The 12086-nt window shown below is 34.3% G+C and carries 10 protein-coding genes; all 10 read right to left on the reverse strand.

Annotation, left to right across the window (positions count from 1 at the left end):
* Positions 1 to 120: 120 nt before the first annotated feature.
* Positions 121 to 2436, reverse strand: coding sequence for a glycoside hydrolase family 3 C-terminal domain-containing protein (locus ACTYA4_RS21800; RefSeq protein ID WP_443483644.1), 2316 nt, complete (start codon positions 2434 to 2436; stop codon positions 121 to 123).
* 159 nt (positions 2437 to 2595) lie between these two features.
* Complete coding sequence (locus tag ACTYA4_RS21805) at positions 2596 to 2949, reverse strand: phosphorylase family protein (protein ID WP_445505861.1); 354 nt, start codon at positions 2947 to 2949, stop codon at positions 2596 to 2598.
* Positions 2936 to 3205 (reverse strand): phosphorylase family protein, encoded by a 270-nt coding sequence (locus ACTYA4_RS21810; protein ID WP_443483642.1) that lies wholly within the window; start codon positions 3203 to 3205, stop codon positions 2936 to 2938. Before ACTYA4_RS21810 ends, ACTYA4_RS21805 begins: the two co-directional genes overlap by 14 nt.
* Positions 3206 to 3503: 298 nt before the next feature.
* Positions 3504 to 4340: a sugar ABC transporter permease gene (locus ACTYA4_RS21815; protein ID WP_443483641.1), complete on the reverse strand. Its 837-nt coding sequence runs from the start codon at positions 4338 to 4340 to the stop codon at positions 3504 to 3506.
* Positions 4340 to 5683, reverse strand: a complete 1344-nt coding sequence (locus ACTYA4_RS21820; protein ID WP_443483640.1) for a sugar ABC transporter permease — start codon at positions 5681 to 5683, stop codon at positions 4340 to 4342. The genes ACTYA4_RS21815 and ACTYA4_RS21820 overlap by 1 nt, the downstream gene beginning before the upstream one ends.
* A gap of 108 nt (positions 5684 to 5791) precedes the next feature.
* The gene (locus ACTYA4_RS21825) at positions 5792 to 6895 is read right to left on the reverse strand and encodes an ABC transporter ATP-binding protein (RefSeq protein WP_443483639.1); all 1104 of its coding nucleotides are present in this window, start codon (positions 6893 to 6895) and stop codon (positions 5792 to 5794) included.
* Positions 6896 to 7071: 176 nt separating this feature from the next.
* Positions 7072 to 8352 (reverse strand): sugar ABC transporter substrate-binding protein, encoded by a 1281-nt coding sequence (locus ACTYA4_RS21830; RefSeq protein ID WP_443483638.1) that lies wholly within the window; start codon positions 8350 to 8352, stop codon positions 7072 to 7074.
* Between the two features lie 234 nt (positions 8353 to 8586).
* A complete protein-coding gene (locus tag ACTYA4_RS21835) occupies positions 8587 to 9591 on the reverse strand; it encodes a LacI family DNA-binding transcriptional regulator (RefSeq protein WP_443483637.1) in 1005 nt (334 codons plus the stop codon).
* A 928-nt stretch (positions 9592 to 10519) separates the two neighbouring features.
* Complete coding sequence (locus tag ACTYA4_RS21840; RefSeq protein WP_443483636.1) at positions 10520 to 11338, reverse strand: histidinol-phosphatase; 819 nt, start codon at positions 11336 to 11338, stop codon at positions 10520 to 10522.
* 525 nt (positions 11339 to 11863) lie between these two features.
* A partial coding sequence (locus tag ACTYA4_RS21845) for an alpha-glucosidase C-terminal domain-containing protein (protein ID WP_443483635.1) occupies positions 11864 to 12086 on the reverse strand: 223 nt, incomplete at its 5' end.

A 12086-nucleotide genomic window follows, 5' to 3' on the forward strand; every position in this document is an offset into this window, starting at 1 on the left:
CTGCCATGGTATCTATTGGTTTTATCAATTAACTATGGAAATAAATAAGAATCCATTTTTGATCACTCTTTTTCTCAAAATGGATTCTTATTTAACATTGTAAAATACTGTATTTTATAATCAAACTTGTTGTGAAAGCAATTTATTTTCGTTTGTTAATACTTCATTTAATTGCGTAATCATCTCTTCTAGCATTTCTTCCGAAAAAACTCCTTCACTAAAATTAACTAGTGCTCGTAATGGCAAATATTTATTTAAGGCTGCCATCATCTCAGCGTTCTCGTTTTCTTCATCAACTTCTGCTGCTAATGGATTATTTTCATTTGCTATCACAAGAAATTTTTGTGTTAATGGAGCTAATGTGGGATTAGCCAGTAAGTCTCCAACAAGTGAATTTCGATGGATTGGATTACTTATATAGGTAGTCGATTGAACATGAATTTTATCTTTAAGAACAATATCTCTAGAAGATTTACCGACCAGTATATCAAACTCACCTGTTTCTACATGCCAATCCTTTATTCCATCATGATAATAAGCAAAAGAACGTCTATTTAATACAAAAGTAACAAGTTTTTCTTCACCTGGCTGGAGTTCTAATTTTTCAAAACCTTTCAGCTCTTTTTCAGGTCTAACCACATTGCTTTCTATGTCTTTTACATAAAGCTGTACTACTTCTTTACCAGCTCTGTCACCAATATTTTTCACCTTTACCCTAACCGTTACTTGATCTGTATCCTGAATTTCTTTGTTGCTTATCGATAGATCACTATATTCAAAAGTTGTATAGCTTAAGCCATAACCAAATGGAAATAATGGTTCTACTTCTTTTGTATCGTAGTAGCGGTAGCCGATAAAAACGCCTTCTCTATATTCCACTTGGTCTCCTTCACCAGGAAAATATAGATAAGATGGATTATCACTTAATTGCTTAGGGAAAGTTTCCGCTAATTTTCCACTTGGATTTGCTTCTCCAAATAGTAACTCAGCAATGGCGCCTCCAAGTGCTTGACCACCCAAATAACCTTCAAGCACTCCCTTTACATTAGGGAGCCAAGGCATTTCAATTGGAGAGCCATTACTTAAAACAACAACAACGTTACTGTTAACTTCTGCTACAGCTTTAATCAATTTATAGTGATTTTCAGGCATACGTAAATGTTCTCGATCATACCCTTCAGATTCGTAACGATCAGGTAGCCCAGCAAAAAGAATCACTTTATCTGCTTTAGCTGCGGTTTCTTTTGCCTCATTAATTTTTGCTTCATCAATAGCATCATTTTTGAGGTTATAGCCGTCAGCATATAATACATTTGTATTATTGCCAGCAATACTATAAATTTCATCTAGAATATTTTCTAGCTTTGTTGGCTTTATATTAGAACTTCCGCCCCCTTGGAATCTTGGTTTTTTGGCAAATTCTCCAATCACAGCTATAGTGCCTTCTTTTTTCAACGGCAGAATGCAATCTTCATTTTTTAACAGCACCATACATTCTTTTGCAGCTTCCCGTGCAAGTTGGTGGTGAGCTTCTTTATCGTAGATAGCATCTTCTTTTTTATGATCCATTGCTCTAAATATAATTCGCAGCATTCTCTCTACAGCAAGTTCCAATTTTTCTTTCGATAGTTTGCCACTCTTTACAGCATCCGCAATTTTTTGTTCACCAATTCCACCACTTGATGGCATTTCAAGCTCCAAACCAGCAGCTATTCCGTCAACAAGCTCATTAACAGCTCCCCAATCGGAAATAACAAACCCTTCAAAGCCCCATTCCTCTTTCAAAATATCATTTAATAATGTTTTATTTTCCGAAGCGAATGTTCCGTTTACCTTATTATATGCCGACATAACCGTCCATGGCTGAGACTGCTTAACAGCTCCTTCAAAACTAGCTAAATAAATTTCCCGCAACGTTCTTTCATCTACAACTGCATCCGTTGACATTCTTCGGTGCTCCTGATTATTCACTGCAAAGTGTTTTAATGACGTCCCAACACCCTGACTTTGAACACCTTTAATATGATGTGCCGCCATTTCAGATGATAGATAAGGATCTTCTGAAAAATATTCAAAATTTCTTCCACAAAGAGGGGATCGTTTAATATTTACGCCTGGTCCAAGAAGAACAGCTACATCTTCTGCCTGGGCTTCCACTCCTAATGCTATTCCTACTTGTTCAATCAAGTTTCTATTCCAAGAACTTGCCAGCCCGACAGCAGATGGAAAACAAGTTGCCGGAACACTATCAAATAACCCTAAATGATCCGCTCCTTCTTTTTGCTTTCTAAGTCCATGTGGACCATCTGTTACCATAATCGAAGGAATTCCTAATCGCTCAATCCCCTTCAATTTCCAAAAATCCAATCCAGAGCATAAGCTCGCTTTTTCTTCTAAAGTCATTTGTGAAATGATTTTTTTTATATCTCGCTGCATAATAACCCTCCAAATAGAAATGTTGCAACCATTTCCTTCCTAATATTTACCTTTAACTTCATAAAGATGAGATGTTGAAATTTGACCATTGTTATCCAAATACAGAAAAACGTTTTTCTATTTAAAAATGACTCCCCGGTGCTTATCCCCTATAGTTTTTTAGGGATGGATACGCAACCCTTCCCCAATACGGGGCTTCCCTTCCAAATTAAAGATATGAGGCAACGAAGCAACGATAATATCTAGTGACACCTTATTCAATGTCTGATAAATATCTAAAAGACTATCAAACTTCCACTCTCCTAGCCCTTCAGCTGGATTGGATATAATAACCAAACAAGAATAATGAATGCCTGCCATTCGTGCATATGCTATTTCGGTACCAATGCACATTGTTACTAAATCACCGCCCATTTGCTGGAACATCCTAATCTCAGCAGGTGTTTCAAAGCGACCTCCCGCGGCCTGTACCACGACGCCACCCTTATGTACATTGATATCAGCTAAAAGCACTATCCTGTTCCAAGCGCCTCTTAGTCTCGCTAAGAAGTATTTCTTCAAGATATGGATCAGTTGCAGGTGTATATCGCGGCAAAATTAATCCCTCTTCATTAAAGATAGCATGCGGAAGTGAGCGAGGACGTTCGAAATTAAAATCAATAAAATCATTAGGAACAACAAAATCACGAGTCTTCATTGCTGGATTGATACCACCCGCAGTCGCCCCCCAATCACTTCCTTCACTCCCAATTGATATAAAGCAGCCCAAGTCTCTACAAACTTGCCACTGCCATGATCATGAAAAATAATAAAATGGTGTGTTTTTCGAACTTCCATACCAGATTTCAGGCGATCTCCCTACAGGAGTCTCGATAGTAAAAGGTTTTTCTTCCAGTAGACCGGAATCCAATATTGCACTTTTACGTTATGTTCCTCCAATAATTGCAATTTTAGTAGTATGTTGCTCTTGTTTTTTTATATCATTCATCATTAATCTTTTCCCTCTTTTATTTGATGTGATATGGCTTGCGCGCTTTTAAACATATAATATTGATTTTCTAGATTTTTTATCCCTTATCAGCCCCAGCTGTTAGCCCATCTATCAAGTATCGCTGCATGAACATAAACAATAATGTTACAGGCAAGGCAACCATAACACAGCCTGCCGCAAATAATGTAAAGGGAAGCTGACCTGCAACTTTATCATTAATCATATCAAACAAACCAACAGCAAGCGTTTTTTGTTCGGGGGAACGTAAAATTAGCTTTGAAAAAATAAAATCCGTAAATGCTGTATTAAATGTCATAAGGGAGGTAAATACAATTAATGGTTTTGACATTGGCAAAATAATTTGAGTGAAAATCCTTAAATGACCGGCTCCATCTATTCTGGCAGCTTCAATAACACTTTTTGGCATGGTGTCAAAATAAGTTTTCGAGAATAGAAACCAAAGCGGTGCTCCTGCCACATAAACACATATGAGTGCAGTATGAGTATTCAGAAGATTCATCTGGCTAAGCAATATATAGATAGCAATCATACTCATAAAACCTGGAAATACATGTAAAACAAGCAAAGTATTCATTAAGTTTTTCCTACCACTAAAATGAAAAACAGAAAATACATATCCTGTTATCAATGTAAAAAGGGTACCGAAAAATGTGCTTATTAACGAAATCTTAATTGTATTGTAATACCACTGTCCAAATGGATATTGTTTAAAAAGTGTTGCATAGTGATCAAACGTAAAATGAGCAGGAATCAAAGTTTCACTGAACAATGACGTTCCTGGACGAAAAGAAGACAATATTACCCATAAGGCAGGATAAATACAAATGACAGCAACGATGATTAAAGTTATATAGCTAAAAGAGATATCCAGAAATGATTTCGTTTTATTCATCAGTGTATATCCTCCTCTTTAAACGATTTTGTTTTCTTTATTCTATAAATAGTAAAAATTGATAACATGATAAAAATAAATATTCCAATAACGGAAGCAAAATTATATTGCCCCTGCTCCACGGAAAGCTTGTAAAGCCATGTTAGTAAGATATCTGTGCCCCCTGCAAATTTATAATCTCCAATTGCTGGATTTCCATTTGTTAACAAATAAATAACATTGAAATTATTTATATTCTGAGCAAAGGTAACAACAAGTAAAGGAGCCATTGTTTTCATAACTATAGGATACGTAATTAAACGAAGCTTTTGAAATCCATTTGCACCATCTATATCTGCTGCTTCATATAATTCTGCTGAAATAGTCGTCAAAATCCCTATAATCATTAACATGCTGATCGGAAAGGTCAACCAAAAATTCACTAACACAACCGTAAACTTTGCCCACATAACATCTGTTAACCAAGGTACTTTCGAAATACCCAGATACCCTAAATACTGATTAATAGGACCAAATTGTCCGTTAAACATATTTCGGAAAATAAGTACGGATACAAACATAGGAATAGCAAATGGAAGGATAAAAATGGTGCGCCACACCTTTTTAAACTTAATCACCTTTTTCTGAACTAACAACGCAATCCCAAACCCACCGATGAAAGGAAAAAGAGTCGCAAAAACAGCCCATATAAACGTCCAGATCATCACACCATAGAATGTATGACTCCATGCCTTTATTTTAAAGATATCGAGAAATGTCTTAAATCCCTGCCAATCAACCAAATGAGCAGGCGGCATATTTTCCCTTGTATAATTAGTAAATGCGAGTAAAATCATAAAAATGATTGGCAATACAGTAAAGAAAAATACACCAAGCATAGGAACCGATAAGATAATTTGCGGAAATCTGTATTCTGTTATATATCTTATTGTTTGAACAAACGTATTAGGCTTTATTCCCTCTTCCCGACTTTTTCCTACTATATACGCATCTTTAATATTTAGAATATATATACATACGATAATACAAAAAATAAAGAGAGTAATAAGGCCTTCAACCATTAACAAAATGGAATGGTCTCCCATTACCATTTGATATATACCCCCGACTTTTTCCATTTGCGTCTTTTTTTCTCCTAAAGTTATTAAACCCCAAACTGCATAAGGAAGACGATATATGGCTGTATATATACTAAAGGCATGAATGGCAAGAAGAAATATTCCTTTTATATACTGCTTGTTATATACTTGACCTAGTCCCATCATTAAAATGGATAAAATCGATGCATTCCTTCTATAGGAGTTATTAGATAGTTTGGTAAACTTAATTACATTTTCAAGCATGAAGATTCAACTCCTGTTTTTCTAAATTAGAAAAGTACTGTTATTACTTAATAGAATATGAGTTTAAAAACCCCGAATTTTTTTAATTGAATATACACAGTGCTTTCTTTATCTTATTGCTTTTTCCGTTTCCATATCGAAGTAATGGCATTTATTCATATCAATGGCCAATGTGATATGATCACCACTGTTGTATTCCCCTTTATTTTTCACCTTTGCAGTTAGAGGAATAGAGTTATTTTTAACATATAAATACAGCTCTGATCCCATATTTTCCACTACTTCAATTTCTGCCGATAACTCTTCATAAGTATCTATATTAATTGCTTCAATATAGAAGTCTTCAGGTCTGATTCCTAGGATCACTTCTTGGCCAGCATATCCTTTCGAGCGAAGGATGTAGTCATCTTTTTTAGAAACTTGGACCTTGACTCCCTGCGTACTAAAATAAAGATTCGAGCCCTCTTCTATAATCTTTCCCTCTATAAAATTCATTGCAGGTGATCCTATAAACCCTGCAACATATTTATTAACAGGGAAATCATATATGTCAGTTGGTGTTGCTACTTGTTGTATTTCTCCGTTATACATAACAACAATTCTATCTCCCATAGTCATTGCTTCCGTTTGGTCATGTGTCACATACACAAATGTCGTTTCCAAACGTTTATGCAGCTTGCTTATTTCTGAACGCATTTGCACACGAAGTTTGGCATCTAGATTGGATAAAGGCTCATCCATTAAGAATACTTGTGGATTCCGAACGATAGCGCGTCCTAAAGCAACCCGCTGTCTTTGCCCACCTGAAAGAGCTTTAGGCTTGCGTTTTAAAAGATGGTCTAAATCTAAGATTTTTGCTGCTTCATGGACTTGCTTTTCAATTTCTTTCTTTGGCACTTTTCGCAGTTTTAAGCTAAATGCCATATTTTCAAATACGGTCATATGAGGATACAAAGCATAATTTTGAAAAACCATCGCAATGTCACGATCTTTTGGAGCAAGATCATTCACTAGTTTATCCCCAATATAAAAGTCTCCCTCTGTTATATCCTCCAACCCAGCTATCATTCGAAGGGTTGTTGACTTGCCACAACCAGAAGGACCCACAAGTACTAAAAACTCTTTATCTTTCACTTCTAAATGAAAATCCTTAACTGTATAAGCATCATTTTTATATTTTTTCTTCACATGCTCAAAACGCAATCCTGCCATGGTCTATAACCCCCATTAATGATAAATAGTGAGGTCACCATAAGTTGGCATTTATCACTCCAACTTATGGCTATTTCACAAACTATTTAATAATTTATTAAAAATAAATTGCTGTTACACTGCTAAAGCTAAAGTACCTAGTTTAATTTAATGAATATCATTTATCCGAGCTATTTTTACTTACTTGTCTTAATTCCGCTTTTCATATTTTCTGCAGCGTTATCCAACGTCTTTTTAACTTCTGCATCATTATCCCAAATTTCCATAGTAGCCGATTCTAAACTTTTCCAATAGTTACTCATTTCCGGAACATTTGGTAGTGCAGCACCATTATTAATTTGAGTTAGGAATCCCTGCAGCATTTGATCATTTTTATACTTTTCCTCATTCTCAAATCCATTAAGTGCTGGAATTCTTCCTGTGGATTCATAAAGTTCTCCTAGTTTCTCCTTAGAAGTAAGAAAGTTCGCAAATAGCCTTGAAGCATTTGGATATTTAGTATACGAAGTCACATAATAACCTGTACTACCTACTAGAGCTACTGGTGCTTTGCCATCAGACATCTCTGGCAACGGAAGAACTTCAACCTCAAATGGCATTTTTTTATTAGGACCAAGATTCCAAGTAGCGTCCATGTTTATCGCTAGTTTCCCCTGTTCCCACAGATGTAATCTGACATCGTTACTGATATCTTGCAACTTAAGTGGTAATATTTCTTTTAGAGAATGATAGAACTCCATCCCTTTAACTGCACCAGCACTATTAATACCAATGTCATTTACGTCAGTACCATTTTCCCCAAAAATATAACCATCATATCCTAAAATAAAAGAAGAATTAAAGTACCAACTTTTTGCATCATACATAAACCCAAACTGATTTTTTGAGACGTTATTATATTGCTTAGCAAAAGCTTTAATATCATCCCATGTTTCTAATTTTGCATCTTTCACCAAATCTTTATTAACGTATAGCGAATAAGTATAAACATCTCGAGGATAACCATAAAGTACTCCTTTATAAGAAGAGGCATCTAAAGCAACTTTACTACTATTTTTTCTTGTTTCTTTTTCAAAATAATCGTTAGGCAATACAACGCCAGAGTCCACAGTAGATCCTAAATTGTCGGATACCATACCAATTACATCAGCTGCAATTCCCGCAGGTCCATCTGTTTTCACCCGGTCTGCAGTATCCCAAGTTTGTACTTCTTCCACTTTTACTTTTATGTTGTATTTCTCTTCAAATTCTTTCACTGCTGACTCAACCAATGGATCTTTCATCGTCCAAAAAAGCAATTCAGCACCAGGCTCTGGCTTTAATTCGGTTGATGTTGCTGTATCTTTTCCATCAGTTGTATTTGTCCCCGATTGATCAGATGAGTTAGGTTTATTACAAGCCACAAGTAAAAGCAGAATGATCATTGTTATTGACGACATTTTTAGTATTTTTTTCATTTTTATCCTACTCCTTTAATTTTTTTCAGGTTTAATGGAACAATGAATAGTTCAAACGGATAGATAAACTGAATGAACACCCCCTTTTTAATTTCTTCACTTGGCTAGAAACGTTCTTCCTATTTCCACAATAGAAAAACGTTTTTCTGTTCAAAAAAATATTATCAATCTATTTATTTTGAATATTCGAATTATATTGAATAAAGAATGACTAGTCATTCTTTATTCACCGTTTTAAATATTTTTACAACTGCCTCGTATTATTATTTCGTGCGGAAGAATTCTTGCTTCTTTTTTATAGCTTTCTTTTTCCTTAATTTGTTGTAACAGCATTTGCGCTGCCTGAACTCCCAAATCATAGACCGGTTGTCGAACAGTCGTGATTCCAGGTCGATAAGCACCCGAAATTGGAATATCATCAAACCCCATAATCGAAATATCTTCTGGAATTCGAAGTCCGCATTCTTCTGCTGCTTGAATGGCTCCTATAGCAATCACATCGCTAATGCATAATACAGCAGTAGGGCAGTTTGGCTTCCTGAAAATTTCCATACCTCTCTCATAGCCTGATTTAATTTGATATTCTTCATTAAAAAAAACATTTTTTTCATATACAATTTCATAATCAGCAAATGCTTGTTTATATCCTTCAAACCTACTACTAGAATGTTCATGATTCAAAGCACCACCGAACCATGCTATTTTTCGATGCCCCAATTTAATTAAATACTCGGTTGCATCATAAGCGGCCTGATAATCATCAATATTAATGGAGGAAAATTTGCCATTCTTGTCGGTAAGGCTTGCTAATATAACAGGAATAGAATTTTCCTCAAAAAAATCGATATGCATTTGCTGCAAATTAGAAGTTAGCAGTACGACTCCATCTACATACTTTTCTTTCATCAACTTTAAATAATGCAACTCGATATCCATATCAAGCTCCGTATTGCAAAGTAATGTCGAATAATTATGTTTAAAAAGTTCTTTTTCAATTACTCTTACAAAAATAGAAGTAAATGTATTTTCAATACTTGGAATTAGAACACCAATCGACAAACTTTCTTTCTTAATTAAACTGCGCGCAATCACATTAGGACTAAAACCAAGCTCATTAACTACTTTTAACACTCTTTCACTTACCTCTGGACTTACCCTTTTGCTTTTATTAATAACATTTGAGACCGTAGAAATGGAAACGTTCGCTTTCCTTGCCACATCCTTAATTGTTATTTTCATTACCTCACCCTTTACCATTGTAGATATAATTGATCTGGTTTAGAAAAACGTTTTTCTATTCAAAAAAAATAGTATCTTCTTTACTTGTCCAGAATCGTTCATCCTATTATATAATGGAAAAACGTTTTTTTGTTCAAAAAAATAGTATCTTCTTTGCTTAATATGAAAACATTTATCCTATTTTCATAATAGAAAAACGTTTTTCTGTTCAAAAAAATAGTATCTTGTTTTTGCTTATCCAGAAACGTTCATCCCATTACATAATGGAAAAACGTTTTTCTGTTCAAAAATAATATCTTACTTTGCTTATCCAAAAACGTTTATCCCATTACATATAGAAAAACGTTTTTCTGTTCAAAAATAAATATCTTGCTTTGCTTATCCAAAACGTTTATCCCATTACATACAGAAAAACGTTTTTCTGTTCAAAAATAAATATCTTGCTTTGCTTATCCAAAACGTTCATCCCATTACATATAGAAAAACGTTTTTCTGTTCAAAAATAATATCTTACTTTGCTTATCCAAAAACGTTTATCCCATTACATATAGAAAAACGTTTTTCTGTTCAAAAATAAATATCTTGCTTTGCTTATCCAAAACGTTCATCCCATCACATAACGGAAAAACGTTTTTCAAATAATCTGTGAATCTATTAACTTTTCTTAATATTAAATTAATAGTTAATGTACGTCTATACTTTTGTCATAAAACCTGACAGCTTTTTTAAATTATAAGATAATTAATTTTTCATTTAGCAAATTAGGACATTAGGTAAGGCTAATAGTTTCTCTCTTTTAGTCTTAAAATAGATATTGCTTGTTTTTGAAATCGAGCTAAACTTAAAGAAAGTGGTATAAAGTTAGGTTACTATAAATTCTCACCCTTCTTTTTTTTTAATATCACTATTTATTATCAACTGTGCTCTATTATAAAGGGATTGACTGTCTTTTCTTTTCTACGTAAAACACCATTTCTTTAAAACCGATTTCCTTTAACTTCTTCTGAACATCATGATAATCTTCTCCAATTCGCTCATGTGTATGGGCATCTGATCCAAAGGAAATATCAACACCATAATATAAGGCACGTTCTAAAATTTCGTTTGAAGGATACCATCCTCCACAGTCTTTTGTTTTACCAGATGTATTAATTTCAATTGCAACGCCTTCTTCACTAATAACTTTAAGTGTTTCTTCAATAATTGGTGTCTCAATCTTCGAAAATTCTGGATAGTATCCTTTCATCGCATCAACGTGGGCAAGCACTTGAAACATACCACATCTTGCTGATTCTTGAATAAGCTTATAATAGTTATCCTTCAGTTCAATACGTTCTACTTCATTTAAACCATCCCATTGTTTACGATCAAATATGCTTACTCCATTTACAAAATGGACGGAACCTATTAAATAATCAAAAGGATAATTTTGATAGCTTTTTTGATATAGTTCGAAATGATCTGGAAAATAATCACTTTCCATGCTGAGCAATACATGAATTTTGTCTTTATAAGCTTCCTTAAGTTCCAAAACTTCTTTTACATAATTTCCAAGTTCACTTTTTGCCATTGCATACCCTGGCCACATTTGATCTTTGTCACTGTAAAAAAGCGGAGAATGATCAGAAATGCCGATATAATGAAGTCCCTTATCAATTGCCGCCTTTATATAATCCTCAATCTTTCCAGTTGCATGACCGCATCTATCATGATGTGTATGCAAGTCAAATAATATTTTCTTTATCATATATATCCCTCCATATTATCTTGTTAAAAATACTACACTAGCAACAAAAATACCAGAAAAAAAGTAAGAACTTTATTGATCTATTATATATAGTATACTAACTTCTTTCCGTATAAGCTTAAACTTATGGTAAATAAGACACTAAACACCAAAAAGATGTACCAAAAATGGTACACCTTTATTAAAAATATTCTCCATTGATAAATGATAGGGTATCTTCATAGCGAGTATTTTTCACTATTGCCTATGTCGCATGTTTTATACTAGACGAAAATTATCATTTATTTAGGCTGTTTTCTCAAAGTTTGTTGTTTTTTACAATAATACATTTGGAAAAGCGTTTCTTAGCAGCCTGCATACACGTAGACTCCTGTGGGAATGCGAGAAAGACGAGACCCCACAGGAGCGTATGCGACGAGGAGGCTCGACGCTCGCTAAACGGACGAAGTGTATGCAGGCTGCGAGTTTAAAAGCAACAATCTATACGCAAACAGCCTTTATTTAAAACACTATACCCTTGTCTCTTTAACTTAATTTATACACTCTTGCTTCATACGGACGAAGATTTATTTCTTTAATCTCTTCCGATTCGTCCGTATGATAATTGCTGATTAACAGCTCTTTCTCGTTAAATGTAATAGATTCAGGCAAAATGAATGTTGTATTTTGTTCATAATAGTTGCATACCACAAGCAGCTTTTCATTGCCTAACGATCTTACATAAGCAAAAATTTGGTCATGATCTTCT

This window comes from Niallia yueguangensis (assembly GCF_052663115.1).

What these genes read in the sequence shown, in the direction of transcription:
- ACTYA4_RS21825 (WP_443483639.1), bottom strand. Translation starts at nt 6,895, where the DNA reads ATGGCAGGATTGCGTTTTGAGCATGTGAAGAAAAAATATAAAAATGAT.
- ACTYA4_RS21815 (WP_443483641.1), bottom strand. Translation starts at nt 4,340, where the DNA reads ATGAATAAAACGAAATCATTTCTGGATATCTCTTTTAGCTATATAACT.
- ACTYA4_RS21800 (WP_443483644.1), bottom strand. Translation starts at nt 2,436, where the DNA reads ATGCAGCGAGATATAAAAAAAATCATTTCACAAATGACTTTAGAAGAA.
- ACTYA4_RS21835 (WP_443483637.1), bottom strand. Translation starts at nt 9,591, where the DNA reads ATGAAAATAACAATTAAGGATGTGGCAAGGAAAGCGAACGTTTCCATT.
- ACTYA4_RS21820 (WP_443483640.1), bottom strand. Translation starts at nt 5,683, where the DNA reads ATGCTTGAAAATGTAATTAAGTTTACCAAACTATCTAATAACTCCTAT.
- ACTYA4_RS21840 (WP_443483636.1), bottom strand. Translation starts at nt 11,338, where the DNA reads ATGATAAAGAAAATATTATTTGACTTGCATACACATCATGATAGATGC.
- ACTYA4_RS21830 (WP_443483638.1), bottom strand. Translation starts at nt 8,352, where the DNA reads ATGAAAAAAATACTAAAAATGTCGTCAATAACAATGATCATTCTGCTT.